Annotated in this window: 14 protein-coding genes; 4 read left to right on the forward strand and 10 right to left on the reverse strand. The window is 48.4% G+C overall.

What is annotated here, in order from left to right; genetic code table 11:
• Nucleotides 1-124 precede the first annotated feature (124 nt).
• Both MHB71_RS21775 and MHB71_RS21780 read left to right on the forward strand, forming a co-directional pair.
• On the forward strand, nt 125-1150 hold the full coding sequence (locus tag MHB71_RS21775; protein ID WP_340027673.1) for an alpha/beta fold hydrolase: 1026 nt from the start codon (nt 125-127) through the stop codon (nt 1148-1150).
• A 149-nt stretch (nt 1151-1299) separates the two neighbouring features.
• Nucleotides 1300-2580 (forward strand): Fe-Mn family superoxide dismutase, encoded by a 1281-nt coding sequence (locus MHB71_RS21780; RefSeq protein ID WP_340027675.1) that lies wholly within the window; start codon nt 1300-1302, stop codon nt 2578-2580.
• A 146-nt stretch (nt 2581-2726) separates the two neighbouring features.
• Here the strand turns inward: MHB71_RS21780 and MHB71_RS21785 are convergent, their stop codons facing one another.
• From MHB71_RS21785 to MHB71_RS21820, 8 genes are all read right to left on the reverse strand, one after another.
• Nucleotides 2727-2951: a hypothetical protein gene (locus tag MHB71_RS21785; RefSeq protein WP_036614132.1), complete on the reverse strand. Its 225-nt coding sequence runs from the start codon at nt 2949-2951 to the stop codon at nt 2727-2729.
• Between the two features lie 70 nt (nt 2952-3021).
• Nucleotides 3022-3876: a lipoate--protein ligase family protein gene (locus tag MHB71_RS21790; RefSeq protein ID WP_340027676.1), complete on the reverse strand. Its 855-nt coding sequence runs from the start codon at nt 3874-3876 to the stop codon at nt 3022-3024.
• 188 nt (nt 3877-4064) lie between these two features.
• Nucleotides 4065-4658: a GTP cyclohydrolase I FolE gene (folE, locus tag MHB71_RS21795; protein WP_036668229.1), complete on the reverse strand. Its 594-nt coding sequence runs from the start codon at nt 4656-4658 to the stop codon at nt 4065-4067.
• 239 nt (nt 4659-4897) lie between these two features.
• Complete coding sequence (locus MHB71_RS21800; protein ID WP_017690778.1) at nt 4898-5161, reverse strand: YneF family protein; 264 nt, start codon at nt 5159-5161, stop codon at nt 4898-4900.
• Between the two features lie 165 nt (nt 5162-5326).
• The gene (locus MHB71_RS21805; RefSeq protein WP_017690779.1) at nt 5327-6358 is read right to left on the reverse strand and encodes an HD domain-containing phosphohydrolase; all 1032 of its coding nucleotides are present in this window, start codon (nt 6356-6358) and stop codon (nt 5327-5329) included.
• A gap of 15 nt (nt 6359-6373) precedes the next feature.
• Nucleotides 6374-8254, reverse strand: coding sequence for a tRNA epoxyqueuosine(34) reductase QueG (gene queG / locus MHB71_RS21810; RefSeq protein ID WP_340027679.1), 1881 nt, complete (start codon nt 8252-8254; stop codon nt 6374-6376).
• Between the two features lie 172 nt (nt 8255-8426).
• A complete protein-coding gene (lepB, locus tag MHB71_RS21815; RefSeq protein WP_235200821.1) occupies nt 8427-9032 on the reverse strand; it encodes a signal peptidase I in 606 nt (201 codons plus the stop codon).
• Nucleotides 9033-9358: 326 nt separating this feature from the next.
• Complete coding sequence (locus tag MHB71_RS21820; protein ID WP_017690782.1) at nt 9359-9784, reverse strand: GNAT family N-acetyltransferase; 426 nt, start codon at nt 9782-9784, stop codon at nt 9359-9361.
• Nucleotides 9785-10204: 420 nt separating this feature from the next.
• Here MHB71_RS21820 and MHB71_RS21825 point away from each other — a divergent pair, with 420 nt between their 5' ends.
• On the forward strand, nt 10205-10816 hold the full coding sequence (locus tag MHB71_RS21825) for a superoxide dismutase (RefSeq protein ID WP_036614138.1): 612 nt from the start codon (nt 10205-10207) through the stop codon (nt 10814-10816).
• A gap of 316 nt (nt 10817-11132) precedes the next feature.
• Here MHB71_RS21825 and mutY read toward each other — a convergent pair whose 3' ends face one another.
• Nucleotides 11133-12500 (reverse strand): A/G-specific adenine glycosylase, encoded by a 1368-nt coding sequence (mutY, locus tag MHB71_RS21830; RefSeq protein ID WP_340027681.1) that lies wholly within the window; start codon nt 12498-12500, stop codon nt 11133-11135.
• Nucleotides 12501-12529: 29 nt separating this feature from the next.
• Nucleotides 12530-12928 (reverse strand): holo-ACP synthase, encoded by a 399-nt coding sequence (gene acpS / locus MHB71_RS21835; protein WP_036614140.1) that lies wholly within the window; start codon nt 12926-12928, stop codon nt 12530-12532.
• Nucleotides 12929-13113: 185 nt separating this feature from the next.
• Between acpS and MHB71_RS21840 the strand changes: the two genes are divergently transcribed.
• Complete coding sequence (locus MHB71_RS21840; RefSeq protein ID WP_340027682.1) at nt 13114-13929, forward strand: alpha/beta fold hydrolase; 816 nt, start codon at nt 13114-13116, stop codon at nt 13927-13929.
• Nucleotides 13930-13952 lie beyond the last annotated feature (23 nt).

Below are 13952 nucleotides of genomic sequence, written 5' to 3' on the forward strand. Positions count from 1 at the left end.
ATATTGGAACATACGATAAAGATATATTACATTAAGATATCGCTCTGAAGCAGGCTCTGAAATCGACGCAATTCTCTTTACATGTCGTTGTTATCTTCAACTGAACTTCAAAGGAGGGGCATTCATGTATCAATCATCCCAGAGCGAAGCCCCGCTGCAAACAAAAGTGTCCGATCTGCCCTCTTCCCTATCACCGAGGCTGATTCGGTTCAAACATATTATCGTAGCGTTGCTGCTCTCCGTTGTATTTTTTCTACTGTTTTGTTTTATTGCACTGCATGGTTATATCGCATGGGTATTATCCAATCCAACGGTAGCGCCAGTCTTCTCCAATCCGATGCAAGCCAAGAACATGAAGTATGAAGATATCACGTTCCCGGCAGCAGATGGCAGCCGGACGATGCAGGGATGGTATATACCTGCTGACAATGCTGCAAGCAAAACGATTATTTTCAGTCACGGCTATGGTGCTAATCGTGAAGAAACATGGGTACCCATGTATGACCTGGCACACTATGCCCATCAACTTGGGTTTAACGTGGTCATGTTCGATTATGGCTTCGCCTCACAGGTGAACAAAGCTGTAGCCACAGGTGGCAAAGCTGAGTCACAGCAACTGCTCGGTGCGATCCAGTTCGCCAAGCAACGTGGTGCGCAGGAACTGGTTGTCTGGGGCTTCTCGATGGGTGCCGGTACAGCGCTTCAAACCGGATTGATTACGCAGGAAGTAGATGCGATGATTCTGGACAGTGCGTTCCTGCTGGAGCCAGATACGCTGTACCACAACATTCACAACCAGATCGATCTCCCGCGTCAGCCTACACTGGAGATCATGAAACTGTTGTTCCCTGTTCTGAATGGTACCGGATTACAACAGATTCCATACCAGGAAGTGAAAAAGAAAGATTATCCGTTCCCGATTTTCTTCATCCATGGTACAGAGGACGAGAAGGCGCCTTATCCAATTGCGGAGCAACTCGCCGCCAACCAGACCAATCCGTACTCCGATGTATGGATTGTCCAGGATGCGCATCATGAGTTGATCTTCCGGGAGCATCCAAAGGAATATCTGCGCCGTGTCTCAACTTTCCTGAGTCATGTAACGAAAACAAGCAGTGACGATGTGGAAAACACCAATAGTGGAGAATAACCAAATTTCAATCATTGAATTTTTTCCAGAGCCCTCAGGGGCTCTTTTTTTTGCACTCATAGGACAACAAGCTCGCGGAATATACTCTTGGGACGCATGAACAGACGGTCTGCATGCAATGAATTTCATCTGAAGGAGGTTCAACATAGATGAACTGGTATGAATATGGTCACCTGCTGCCTCTGCGGACATTGGAGGAAATCCGTTTCTGGAAAGAGCAGGAGAAAGAACATACACTCGTCATTCGTGCCCTGGTTCCTGATCTGGAGCCCCCATACGTCAAGCTACTGGAGGAATGGGAGGTTACCTTTGCAAACAGTGAGCGAGTAGCCAATCAGCTTTTAAAACAACTATTGCCCGCAACCCATCCACCTGCTCCCTACATCGTTCGTTGTATCGATCAACTTGTGTTGGCAGCTCGGCAGCAATCGAGAGAGTTCATCAAACAGCTGTATGTTCTTCTGGAGCAAAGTGCTGCTGTGCAAGCTGTTCCGCTTGCCAAAGTACTCATTCTGCATTTTATCCGCGAGTCGGAGTATTTTCTGGGTGTATTGGATACGCTTGGCCAACCTGGCATCTTACGCGAAACGGATTCGGAGCCATCACTTTTTCTGGAAAATGCGTTGCATACGTCAGTGTCAGGAAGTGTCCATCGCCAAGCTTCAGAAGCTCCAACTTCTCCAGAGGGGAATGTAAATGCACCTGCCGGTTCAGCTCATATCCAATCCGCAACCATTCAACCACCTTCTACCGGAACAACACAAGCCACACCCAGTTCTACAGCACCTCCCGTAAAAGAGAAGCCAGTTCCCATTGGAGGACACACACTGCCTCCTCTCCCCTATGCGTACAATGCGCTGGAGCCACATATTGATGAGCTGACGATGCGTATCCATCATGACAAACACCATCAATCTTATGTGGACGGACTAAATGTAGCAGAGAAAAAGCTGGCGGAATCGCGAAAAAAGAATAACTTTGAACTCATCAAACATTGGGAACGTGAACTTGCCTTCAACGGGGCAGGCCACTACCTGCATACGATCTTCTGGACAATTATGAATCCTGCTGGTGGCGGCAAACCTTCCGGTATGCTGGCAGAGCAGATCAAGCGGGATTTCGGAAGTTATGAAGCGTTTAAGAATCAATTCACAGAAGCCGCGAACAAGGTGGAAGGCAGTGGCTGGGCGATGCTTGTCTGGAGCCCGAGAGCACATCGTTTGGAGATTTTGCAGGCGGAAAAACACCAGAACCTGTCCCAGTCCGATATCGTACCACTCCTGCCACTGGATGTGTGGGAACATGCCTACTATCTGAAGCATCAGAATGAACGCAAAAAGTATATCGAGGATTGGTGGAACGTTGTCTACTGGCCCGCTGTGGCCGAGCGTTACGAAACGGCACGCAAGTTGTTGTGGCCGCCTTATTAAGCTTGGGGTTAGATGGTTTAGAGAAAAAAGAGATATCTTCAGCCAAATGACTGAAAGATATCTCTTTTGGTGTAGACAAAAAAGAAGCCTCTTGTAAAAAGAGACTTGCTTGTATTTTGAGAGACTTCCTATTTCTAAATGTTCACTTAAGAAGCACAGCCCTCGCACGCCACATAGTTGTCGCCAACCTGTTTGCTAATGGAGATCAGATCGCCCAGCTTGATATCAGACTCATCTGTAAACTCCAGATCGGCTATACGTGCAACGATCAGTGCAGCAGCCTCTTCCTTGCTTGTTGCCATTTGGCTGAACTCGGATTTTTCGCCTGTTGATACAACCTCATATAAATACGTATATCTCAATGTGTCCATCCTAACACTCTCCTTCCGAAATCACATCATATCATCTCTATTAACCAATTCCAAGCCCTAGTAAAAAGTGTTAATCGTAGCGCAGCTTCATCTGCTCAGCTGTCAGGCGTACTTCTTCAGAGCCAACGCTAAGCACCCTGCTGGTCTCCGTCTGTGGATAGCGATCTCGCAATGTTCGAACCAAAGCCGCAGTATATGCCGCAGCTGAAGGTACACCTGCCAATTCTTTCAGACTTGCCATCGTGCCAGGCTGAACATCGGGATATCCTTCACTCGCCCCGCCTGCTGCATGCTGATAGAATTGTCGCACATCTGCTGCCAATTGATCACCCTGACCGTCCACGATGATAAAAGCCGTAATGATATACGCCTTTGCCTGCCTGCGCTGGGCAATACCACAGAATTTCAATCCACCTACACTGACATCATAATCTCCCGGGCAAAAAGCACCTTGAACCTCGCCAGTTTGCGCCTGATTCGACCACGGCGTTAGCGACTCGGCAATAATCGAAGCCATTTCCCGGAAATCATCATGAATATTGATGGCATGTCCGGGATTAGGCAGAATCAGCGACACATTAACTACCCCTGGGTTCAAGGGTACTGCCGCTCCACCGGAAGGCCGAACACAGACCGCTGTCCCTTGGCTTCTAATCTGTTCCATCGCTTCTACAGCCTGTGGCAACCTGCGGTCACGCAGACCCGCTACAAAGGCATCTGGGTGTCTCCATATATGTGCAACTGGTAGATGCCCTGCCCCAACCCGCCTGCACATAACTTCTTCCCAAGCAAAAGCTTCGAGTACACTGCTACCTTGTCGCATGAGTGGTGTCTCCCAGATTTGCAGACGCATTGAAGCCTGCTGATCTGCCTGTAGTCCCTTTTCCGGCTGAACCGGTTGATCTGAATGGGAAGGTACACTCATCGTTCCATTACCTCCGGCTTAACGAATTCATATGTATCCAGTATATAGGAATGACAACGCATATATAAATAAGCCGGTTCCCAGGGAACACGGCTTATTTATATCACATCCTATGGCTAGAAACTGCTGCTTCCAAAACCAAAGGAACTTACTCATCCGGCTTGTCCAGCGAGTGGACATACCTGATCTTAATCTTTTACCAAAGACAAGAACTCCGCACGTTGTGCCGGATTCTCACGGAAAGAACCACGTACAGCAGACGTTACCGTCTTGCTTCCCGGTTTCTTCACGCCGCGGGAACACATGCACAAGTGCTCGCCTTCCACAACGACCATAACTCCATGAGGTTCAACGGCCTCTGTCAGAATGTCAGCGATCTGTGAAGTAATACGTTCCTGAACTTGCAGGCGACGTGTTACTGCTTCGACCAGACGAGCCATTTTGCTCAGACCAACGATCTTGCCGCTTGGTACATACCCAATGTGCACCTTGCCGAAGAACGGCGCCATGTGGTGCTCACACTGACTGTAGTAGACAATATCCTTGACGATAACCAGTTCTTCATGATTCTCGTCAAACGTGACACCGAGCACATCGCGCGGGTCTACTTCATATCCGCCAAAAATTTCTTCATACATTCGGGTCACACGTGCAGGCGTTTCAAGCAGCCCTTCACGTGTACTATCTTCTCCGATCAATTTCAGGATCTGCTCTACATGATACTCGATCTTCTCCCGATTGTCGGATACTTTTGAATTCAAATAATCTTTAACGCCAGCCACTGCCAAACGCCTCCTTTCGAACCACAATACTTTAAGAGGTTGTTCAAAAAGTACGCTTTTGATTACGATGGATGCCTAAAGGCATCATCAACGTCGAATATGAAATTCAGCCGAAATGTCCGTTGCTCACGTAGTTTACTACGCTCCGCTACTCCATTTCTAGCTTCGTCCCATCTTCTCGGTACTGAAAACCCAACTTTTTGAACACGCACTTTAAGCAGTTATTCACTTCACTGCTATTATTTTCGGCGGCCCGAACTTTTACGCGCAGGATGCTGTTGCGGCTGAGGCATTTTCGCTCCTGGCTGCTGATTCTTCATCATCTGCTGGGCACGCTGCATTTGCTTACCATTCAGGTTGTAGCCCATTTGCTTCGCCATTTTCTGAAGCATGTCCGGATTGCTTTGCATTTTCTCAAGTTGTTTACGCAAGTAGAACACCCCGATGAAAAATCCCCCGACCAGACCAACAATCAATGTAATAATCGGTATAACAATATCCATCTCTTAGACACCTCTGTATGCATTCTAAAAAGCCTGATAATCCGTGTCACTTCATGATGTTCAACACACATGTTGCAAACCTGACACAGAGCGGATTTCCTGAAAGTATCATAGCATTTCCGCACGCCTTGAGCAAACGGATTTTCCAGTTGAACCGCACACAAGCTACGTCATGACAGCTTCAATGAAAACGGTTGTATGCTGAGCCAGATCGATTTCAACCACATCCAGAGAATAACGCGTACTTCCGCGTGCCACCCTGATCACAGGTCTGCCGGGCAATCCCCGATGTTGACGCACAATGACTCCAGTCTCTTTGGTGGACAGTCGTACCGCTGTACCATTGGGATACACGGATACACTCTTGTTGAACTCAATCAGAATGTCCCGATCCAGCTTTGTACCAGACAACGCCATCATCTCTTCACAGGCCTCATGTGGCATCAAACTGTCCTTGGATAAACCATTAATGAGATTATCATAGATATTAGCCACACTAACGATTCTCGCAAACAGATGAATGTCACTTCCCTTGATCCCTCTCGGCATGCCTGTACCATCTACATGCTCATGATGTTGCAGGGCTGTATGGGCGACCAACAGACTGAACTCCCGTTTGTTCTTAATCACTTCGAATCCACGCCATGTATGATGCAGCGAAGAATTTGCAGCAGAGCCACTGCCAGGAGGTTCCCCCACTTTGCCAATATCATGCAATAATGCCCCCACAGCAAGGTCCTTCAGTTGATTATAATTGAGTCCCATATTCAGTCCGATGACCGAAGACAACAAACATACATTCATCGCATGAACATACTGTGCATTGTCTTTGGTACGAATATCGGTGAGCTGCACAAGCATTTCACGCCCGTTTAGTACATCATTCAGCAACTTCTCTATACTGAGGGCAACTTTTCTCGGACTCCAGTCTTTCCCGGATCGAATGGATTCGAGTGTGACACTCATTTCGTTAATTATTGCCCGTTTCGTGGTTTCATCCAGAATGTCTTCTGCATCCACATCTTTATACGCTTCATCCTGGATGTATAACATGGTCACGCCAATACGCTTCAGCGTATTGACCATGTATACGGTGAGCTGGACTCCGGCAGACAGCAGTACGGTGCCGTTACTGGAATATACCGTCTTGCCCAGAAGCTCCCCCGCTTCCACGCTCTCCACGTTTACATACTTCATGAACGTCCCCCGCTCTTACGATAGCTGCTCCAATGCGAGCAATTGCTCCTTGGTTTGCAGACCGCCTACATAACCCACCAGGGTACCGTCTTTACCACTGATACGGTGACAGGGAATAATAATCGGAATCGGATTCTTGCTAATGGCGTCCAGAACTGCACGAACAGCCTTGGGTCTGCCGATGATTTCCGCAACCTGTTGGTGTGATGAGGCCTCTCCATAAGATATATCGGACAGAACTTGCCATACTTGTAGCTGGAATGGTGTTCCAAGCCGATCAAGCTGCAAGTCGAACGTTTTTCTCTCCCCTGCAAAATACTCCTTTAACTGCTTTGCAGCTTCGCTGAGCTTCTCTTCATTCTTCTCATATCGATACTCGCCAATCCAGATGCGGGCCCATTGTTGCAGATGAGCTTCGCGTACGTGAAAGGCGCCAAAATCTATGTGACACAGCCCTTCATCCGTCGCGCATAACGTAAGAGTACCAATCGGTGTCAGTACCTCATCGTAGTATACGGGCTTGCCATGAAGACCTGTAACGGCTGAAGGTTTCCACGCTGCGGCTTCCGGTTTGGCAGGCTGTGCAGACTGCTCACTACCCGGTTCAATCCCAGCTTCCATTTTCAAATCCTGTTGTAACGCACGTAAGGAATTGTTCTCGTTGTTCTGTTCCTCTGACTGCTTCTCACTCACTTGTCCAGCCTGTGGCTGTTTGGGTAAGGTCTCGGACGAACTCAGTCGCTCCTCGGCCTTCTGCAGCATGCTTAGTACGTTCCCATCTTGTTCGTTAGCGGCAGCTTCCCCAATTGCTCTCATGGCGTCTTCTCCTCCAATTCTGCTTAACGCCCAGGCTGCGGTTCCCCGCAACTCGGGGCGCGGATCACGTTTTAATACTTCTGTAAGTTTGGGTACAGCACTTTTGTCTTTGAAATTACCCAGGGCAATAACGGCGTTGCGTTGAATCGGCTTTTTGCCCCGCCAAGCGGCGGAACTCTGACCGAAACGTTCCTTGAATTCCCGGTTACCGATGTCCAGCAGCGGCAGTAGGAGTGGCTTCACAATCTCCGGATCGGGGTGAAACTCGGGATGGTGATCCCAGTTCTTGCCCCGGTTCTTCGGACAGACAATCTGACACGTATCACAACCGTATAGACGGTTGCCTATTTTCAGCATAAATTCTTCATCCACGAACCCTTTCGTCTGGGTTACAAAAGAAATACAACGCTGTGCATTCAACTGCCCCGGCCCCACCAATGCTCCTGTAGGACAGGCATCAATACATTTTGTACATTCACCGCAGTCTTCGGTCACAGGTGTGTCTGGTTGAAAAGGAATATTCGTTACCAGTTCTCCGAGAAAAATCCATGAACCAAATTTGGGTGATATAATGGCACAGTTTTTGGCACTAAAACCAATCCCCGCACGCTGGGACACCGCACGATCCACCAATGCTCCGGTGTCTACCATGCTTTCGATCATGGCTTCAGGTACGCGTTCCTTTATAAAATTGACCAACTTGTCCATCGCTGCACGCAGGACCTGATGATAATCCTGACCCCAAGCCGAACGGGCAAAAATGCCTCGATACGCACCAGGCTCCGATTTCGGCGGATTCACCATTTTGGATGGGTATGCCACGGCTATTGCAATAAGTGAAGCGGGCTCGCCATCTTTTAAGGCGGGGTGCACCCTTTTTTCAATATCCGGCTCTTCAAAACCTGAAGCATACCCTTTATCCCGCGACTGCTCCAGTAGCGACTTCAGGGAAACAAAGGGATCAGCCGAAGCAAAACCGATATCATCAATGCCCAGTCCGGGGCCAGCTGCCTTGATCTCCTGTTTTAACTTTTCCCATACGGAGGCATCCTGTGCTGCCTCGGTCTGTACGCTCGTCATTTCTCTTCCCTCTCTTCTTCCGACACTTATTCCGTAAATAGTGAACGCCCGCCTCACGGTAAGAGGACAGGCGTTAATTTCTATATATGCCTTGCATACTTGAATTCAAACGGAACGAACTCTATATGGTTTAACGCAAAATGCAGTCTGAAGTTGTTGTCCTGTAAGCATTTTACAATTTCTTCAATTCAGAAAACGGCCAGAAAATAAATTCAGCCTTGCCTACAATCTGGTCGGATGTAATACTGCCAAACACTCGGCTATCCTTACTTTTGCCTTCATGACGATTATCCCCCATCACGAAGAAATGATCCGGCTCCAAGGTGATTGGGCCAAAATCTGGGTCCTGCACCTCAATATCGGTGTAAGTTTCCGCTTGTTGCTCGCCGTTCACATATAGATGGTGATCCCTAACTTCAATTGTATCTCCCGGAAGTCCAACGATCCGTTTCACCAGAAAATCCTTCTTCTCCACACCTTCGCTTGGATCACGAAGTACGATCACATCTGATCGGGAAGGATTACCCAGATGGTATACGATTTTGTTGACGAAAAGGCGATCTCGCTCAACCAGTGTCGGCTGCATGGACTGTCCCTTGACCATTGACAGATTAAACACAAACAGGTTCAGCAGCATCATAATTACAAAAGCAACAACAATCGTTTTGACCCAGTCCCACAGCTCGACAACCCAGGATTTCCCCGGTTGTTCAGGCTTTGACGGTTCATTTCGTTGCTCGGAAGTCACATGTTCCATTGAATGATTATTGGAATTCAAAGGGACACCTCATTTATTAAATAGTTGAATTAAACTTGTAACATGGTAACCATACTCCCTTTCAGTCTACTCCATTTGGGAGAGTGAAACAATTGGTTATGAGCACCAATACCTTGGTTATCGTGAATACAGCCAGGATAGTCAGGGTGATTTAAATAGAATTCAGGGACTCCGAAGCATGTTCAGAAAATGAGGAAACCAGAGGAATATGACGTGAAGAACACTCATATAAATAGAAAGGCACATCCCTCACGTTCTTACACGTTAAAGAGATATGCCTAATATGAAATGAAAATCTTTTTTTTATTTCTTTTTAAACATGCAAACTAAGCTTTGGACAAAATACTAAGAGTCTGGAAAGCGCTCATAATCTGATTGGCACCGTAACCCATTGCTTCATATAGAGGCATGGCTACTTTGTTGTGCTCATCACCTGCCACCCATACTTGGCTGACTTTACGCTGCTGGAACCGCTGTTCCATAGCCTCGACAAGTGTTTTGCCGACTCCACGGCGACGATAGTCTGGATGTACCGCAATACGGTAGATACAACCCTGGTTGTGATCAATCGTACCGATCAAAGCGCCTACGAGGTCTCCCTCTTCTTCCGCAACCATGATCAGGTCAGAATCCCATGACAATTGACGGGCAAACGGGCCCATCGTGTTCTCATAACACTCTTCCGATAGTGCAACCTGGAGAAGCTCCGTCATCTGGCTTGCATCACTCAACTGAAAGGAACGAACGTGCATGTCTTAAATCTCCCTTTTCGTTAGCTTAGATGAGGTTTTTTACAAAAAGGGAATCCCTTTTTACCAAAAACCCAATGTTCATATAATGACAAAAAACGAGAAAATACCGCTTCTTCGTCAATTAAACCATACTTTTCTCCATAAAACACGCATTTTCTTTTGAAAGCGCTTAATTGTAACCGTTTACATACGAATATTAAACTTTTTATCTATTTAAACGCCTTAAAACACATAAATAGTTGCATAAAGGGTAAAATATGTTTGTTATCTCTGGCCCATCATTAGATCAACGCCTCGGGGGACTTAATAAACAAAAATGTTGCTTAATTAGCTCGAATGCGGTTTAATATTAGTGGCAAGGGTATTATTACATATGTACCTGTTTTCAAAAAAACCTAAAATCTCAGGAGGTATTTCATTATGACTTTTCAATTACCAGCACTTCCTTACGCTAACGACGCACTGGAACCACATATCGATGCAAAAACGATGGAAATCCACCACGATCGCCATCACAATACTTATGTAACTAACTTGAACGCAGCTCTGGAAAGCGCTCCTGAACTGCAAGAAAAAAGCTTGGAAGATCTGATTGCTAACCTTGACAGCGTACCTGAAGGCATCCGCACAGCGGTTCGCAACAATGGTGGTGGACATGCTAACCACAGCCTGTTCTGGGAAATCATCGGACCTAACGGCGGCGGCGCTCCTACAGGCGATATCGCAGCAGCTATCGATAGCGAACTGGGTGGCTTTGATAAATTCAAAGAAGATTTCGCTAAAGCAGCTACAACTCGCTTCGGTTCCGGCTGGGCTTGGCTCGTAGTTGGTAAAGATGGTAAGTTGTCCATCACTAGCACACCTAACCAAGACAGCCCTCTCTTCGAAGGTCTGACTCCGGTTCTGGGTCTGGATGTATGGGAGCACGCTTACTACCTGAACTACCAAAACAAACGTCCTGACTACATCGCCGCTTTCTGGAATGTAATCAACTGGGATGAAGTGAACAAACGTTACGCTTCTGCAAAATAAGACTGTTAGCATGCAATAGTTAACATAAAAGAGAGCCTGATTCGGTCATCGTGACCGTGATCAGGCTCTCTTTTTGCTACCACTATAGTTATAGTTAATGGGTGTTTTATTTCTAACGAACCCAGGACACGTTATTGCTCCATATTTCATCGTATCGCTAACCTAACGAATCTCAGAGTAGCTCTTTCCCCAAATATGGGTTTTGATGCGCACTTTTGGGTTGATTTGTCTATGATAACGTCACTCAGGTTCGTTAGAATTCATAATTGTGGTATATCCACATGATAAGACCTCTGGAGTTCGTTAGCTCCCCCATTTAATCATTCACTTGATCATACGCACCAGCAAAATAACTGCTGATCAGCTTCAGGAAGATATTCGGGAATGCCATCTTATCCATATCTTCCGGACCGATCCAGCGGTAGGTCAAGCCATCGCCTTTACCTGTCAGTGTCGTAGTACTCAGTGCTAGGTCACTAACGTCAGATGATGACATCAACATCTCTCCATCGTTAAGTGATGTTGAGATGTTCTGCGCATTAGGCGTGTCTGGCTCCGATGGATGCATTGTGTCTGACTCAGGTGACACAGCTGATGATGAGGCTGTGCCCTCCCTTGTTGCCGCCTGTGCATCGTAGGCGGCTCTGGCTTCCGCTGCGATCAGCGGAAGCTCACTGCTCTGGTCCTGCTCGGTACACTTGTACACCTGCAGGCTCCAGACAATGTGGCTGAACACATGCTCCGCATGGGTAGCCAGCCCTTCCGGGCGGGCAGCGAAGCCTTCCGCCCACAGACTGCCGGCCAGCAATGCCATGGCCGGCTCATCCGCCAGCGGCGCCGCCTTCTTGCTCGCTGCGGCGGGCGCCGCGAGCACATGCGGCAGCTCCCACATGCGGGCCAATAGGCCCGTGTCTGGGCGCTGGCGCACAAGCACTTGGCCGCGATGAGCACCGCGGCCCTCCACAATCGCGACCAGCCGCTGCTCAGGGCGCGGCGGCTTCGCCTTGGTCTTGACCGGCAGTGTAAGCTCTCTTCCGGCGATACGGCCGGAACATTGCTCCATGACCGGGCAAGTCAGGCAGTGCGGCGCTTTGGGTGTACACACCAGCGCGCCAAGCTCCATCAGCGCCTGATTGAAATCACGCGCCCGCCCTTCCGGAATGAGCTCTCCTGCGAGCTCTTCCATCAACACCCGGGTGCTGCCCTTCATAATGTCCTCATCGATGAGGAAGTATCGGGACAGTACCCGCATGACATTGCCATCTACCGCAGGTTGCGGCTGATTGAAGGCAATGCTGAGAATGGCCCCGGCAGTATACGGGCCCACCCCTTTTAATGCAATGACAGCAGGCTTGTCCTGCGGCATCTCGCCTCCGTGCAGCTCCATGACTTGTCTGGCGGCTGCCTGAAGATTACGTGCACGGGAGTAATAACCGAGTCCCTCCCAATTTTTCAAGACATCCTCTTCAGGTGCCTCCGCTAACGCCTGTACGGTCGGGAAATTCCCGATAAAACGATTGAAATACGGAATTACCGTATCGACCCGCGTCTGCTGAAGCATAATCTCCGATACCCATGTGAAATACGGATTGTTGTGGCGACGCCACGGCAAATCCCGTCGGTTGACCATATACCAGTCCAGCAAATTCACGCTGAAATGTTGTTTCTGTTCCTGTAAACCCATATTTCCGTCCTCTCCTATTGCCAAGCTAACTACTTTTCCATCTGCTCCACGATCGCAAAGGCCGCTGCCAATTCCGTCTGATGCGTAATACTCAAATGAATGTCATATTGCTTATCATATGGCAGCTGCAGACGTTCCCAGGCTTGACTGGACAGCGAGGCCACGGGACGTCCTGTCCCATCAGGCAGCACCTCAATGTCAGTGAAGCCCATGACACCACCAATACCGCAGCCAAATGCCTTAGACACCGCTTCTTTCGCTGCAAATCGACCGGATACAAACTCCGTCATCCGCTTCCCTCGACGAACTGCGATCTCCCGCTCTGCTGGCGTTAAAATTCGTTTTATGAAAGCTTCCGCATGGCGACCGGACAGTAGCTTCCGCATACGTCCAATCTCCAGCACATCATTGCCTATGCCATATATCATCAACGCTTCACCCGCTTAATCTTTTATACTGTAAAAGATCTCCATTCAATCACATGATCCGTAACTCTCCGAACACGTATTCTATTGTAGCAGGAGGGACGATCAGAAGCGAGTACCTATCCGCATTACCATATATGCTAAAATATGAATCAGGAATCGTCTGAAATTCTTAGGAGGTCTGAATAATGCCCATAACTTTTGAATTGCCCACTGACGTAGATGCGATCATTCGCGGAGACTTTTTCCCTGCACAGCAACCCGCTCAAGGTGTCATCATTCTGGCTCACGGATACAAAGGCTTCAAAGACTGGGGCATGTTCCCCTATGCAGCTTCACAGCTAAGCCAGACGCATCATGTGCTGACCTTTAATTTCTCTCACAACGGTATCGGCGAATATCTGGAGCAATTCTCTGAACTTGAAAAGTTCGCAGTGAATACCTACAGCCGGGAGCTTGCCGATCTGGCCCTGGTACTGAAACATGTGGCTACACAACCTGAACTCACAGGACTTCCTGTATACCTGGTTGGTCATAGCCGCGGTGCGGGCGTAAGTCTCGTCTATGCACTGGATCATCCCGAGCAGGTGGCAGGTGTCATCTCCTGGAATGGCGTAACCAATCTGGATCTCTTCACGGCGGAGCAAAAAGAAGAAATGCGTACGCATGGCCGCAGCCATGTCGTTAACGGACGAACAGGCCAGCAGATGCCACTGGACGTGGCTATTCTGGAAGACCTGGACAAGCATAGCGAACGTTACGCTATCATTGACCGCTTGGCTTCTTCACCTGTGCGAGTCGCACTCATTCAGGGAACAGAAGATCCCCCGCGTCTGCGGGACGGTTCTGCCGCACTTGTGCAAGCACGCCCTGATATCCCATGGCACCAGGTACCTGAAGGGAATCACACCTTTAATACGGTACATCCATTTAAAGAAACCACTCCGCAACTGGAGCAAGCCATCACCCAAACCCTGCAACAGATCCAAGACTGGAGTAAGTAACTCATCTTTAATATAGTAGTCAT

The sequence above is a fragment of the Paenibacillus sp. FSL H7-0940 genome, assembly GCF_037979415.1.
Taxonomy (GTDB): domain Bacteria; phylum Bacillota; class Bacilli; order Paenibacillales; family Paenibacillaceae; genus Paenibacillus; species Paenibacillus amylolyticus.

Bases quoted from the DNA above. Each gene is read 5' to 3' on its own strand.
- MHB71_RS21775 (WP_340027673.1), top strand. From the start codon at position 125: ATGTATCAATCATCCCAGAGCGAAGCCCCGCTGCAAACAAAAGTGTCC.
- MHB71_RS21780 (WP_340027675.1), top strand. From the start codon at position 1,300: ATGAACTGGTATGAATATGGTCACCTGCTGCCTCTGCGGACATTGGAG.
- MHB71_RS21785 (WP_036614132.1), bottom strand. From the start codon at position 2,951: ATGGACACATTGAGATATACGTATTTATATGAGGTTGTATCAACAGGC.
- MHB71_RS21790 (WP_340027676.1), bottom strand. From the start codon at position 3,876: ATGAGTGTACCTTCCCATTCAGATCAACCGGTTCAGCCGGAAAAGGGA.
- MHB71_RS21800 (WP_017690778.1), bottom strand. From the start codon at position 5,161: ATGGATATTGTTATACCGATTATTACATTGATTGTTGGTCTGGTCGGG.
- MHB71_RS21805 (WP_017690779.1), bottom strand. From the start codon at position 6,358: ATGAAGTATGTAAACGTGGAGAGCGTGGAAGCGGGGGAGCTTCTGGGC.
- queG (WP_340027679.1), bottom strand. From the start codon at position 8,254: ATGACGAGCGTACAGACCGAGGCAGCACAGGATGCCTCCGTATGGGAA.
- MHB71_RS21820 (WP_017690782.1), bottom strand. From the start codon at position 9,784: ATGCACGTTCGTTCCTTTCAGTTGAGTGATGCAAGCCAGATGACGGAG.
- MHB71_RS21825 (WP_036614138.1), top strand. From the start codon at position 10,205: ATGACTTTTCAATTACCAGCACTTCCTTACGCTAACGACGCACTGGAA.
- mutY (WP_340027681.1), bottom strand. From the start codon at position 12,500: ATGGGTTTACAGGAACAGAAACAACATTTCAGCGTGAATTTGCTGGAC.
- acpS (WP_036614140.1), bottom strand. From the start codon at position 12,928: ATGATATATGGCATAGGCAATGATGTGCTGGAGATTGGACGTATGCGG.
- MHB71_RS21840 (WP_340027682.1), top strand. From the start codon at position 13,114: ATGCCCATAACTTTTGAATTGCCCACTGACGTAGATGCGATCATTCGC.